This window comes from Mesorhizobium sp. M7A.F.Ca.CA.004.04.2.1 (assembly GCF_004022825.1).
In the GTDB taxonomy this organism is placed as follows: domain Bacteria; phylum Pseudomonadota; class Alphaproteobacteria; order Rhizobiales; family Rhizobiaceae; genus Mesorhizobium.
The window spans coordinates 1-1,080 of sequence record NZ_RZPH01001446.1 but is presented as its reverse complement, the minus strand read 5'-3'; the positions used below and the strand labels follow the sequence as shown (position 1 = coordinate 1,080).

At 65.7% G+C, this 1,080-nt stretch carries 1 protein-coding gene; it reads left to right on the top strand.

All coding sequences use genetic code 11. From position 1 onward, the window contains the following. Window positions 1-199: 199 nt before the first annotated feature. A partial coding sequence (locus EN893_RS35270; protein WP_164901448.1) for an A/G-specific adenine glycosylase occupies window positions 200-1,080 on the top strand: 881 nt, incomplete at its 3' end.

Genomic DNA, 1,080 nt, shown 5'->3' with positions numbered 1-1,080 from the left:
GCAATCCCGTCCCGGTCAGCGATCTCGTCCCATGACTGGACGAGGCCGATCGAAATGCCAGCCCGCTTGCGCAGCACCGGATCGAGGATCCTGGTCGCGAGATCGCTGACCGGGACGGGATTGCCGTAGGGCGTTCTGCCTGCCATGTACGTCCTCCAGCCAAGACCCCAGCAGATACCGGCCAGGCCGATACAGATCAATGGCACCAGCAGACCAGACCCGCAAGACCGTATCCTGGGATAGTGGCAAAGCCACATCCGGGGACAGCAGCAGAGCTGCATCCGGAGATAGCAGCAGAGCTGCATCCGGGCATATCGCGTCCCGCCTGCTAGGCTGGTACGACGTGCACCACCGTGAATTGCCGTGGCGCATCACGCCTCGTGAGCATGCGCGCGGCGTGCGGCCTGATCCCTACCGTATCTGGCTCTCCGAGGTCATGCTGCAGCAGACCACCGTCGAAGCGGTGAAGGCCTATTTCCGGATTTTCGTCGAGAAATGGCCCGATGTCGAGGCGCTGGCCGCGGCGCCTGCGGAGGACGTGATGAAGGCCTGGGCCGGGCTCGGCTACTACTCCCGCGCCCGCAATCTCAAGGCGTGTGCCGATCTTGTGGCCGCGCGTGGCGGCCGGTTTCCCGACACGGAAACGGCTTTGAGAGAACTGCCAGGCATCGGCGCCTATACGTCGGCGGCCATCACGGCGATTGCCTTCGACCGTCCCGCCGCCGTTGTCGACGGCAATGTCGAACGCGTCATCTCCCGGCTGTTTTCGATCGCAACCCCGCTCAGCGAAGCCAAGCCCGAAATCCGTGCCCATGTCGAGCGCATGGTGCCCGGGACAAGGCCTGGCGACTTCGCCCAGGCGATGATGGATCTCGGCGCCACCATCTGCACGCCACGCCGGCCGCGCTGCATGCTATGCCCGCTGCGCGAAGACTGCAGCGCGGTCGTTTCAGGCGATCCCGAGCACTTCCCGGTGCGCCTGCCCAAGGCCGACAAGCCGCAGCGGCACGGCGCGGCCTTTGTCGCCGTGCGGGCCGACGGCGCCATCCTTCTGCGCAAACGGGCGGAGAAGGGTTTGCT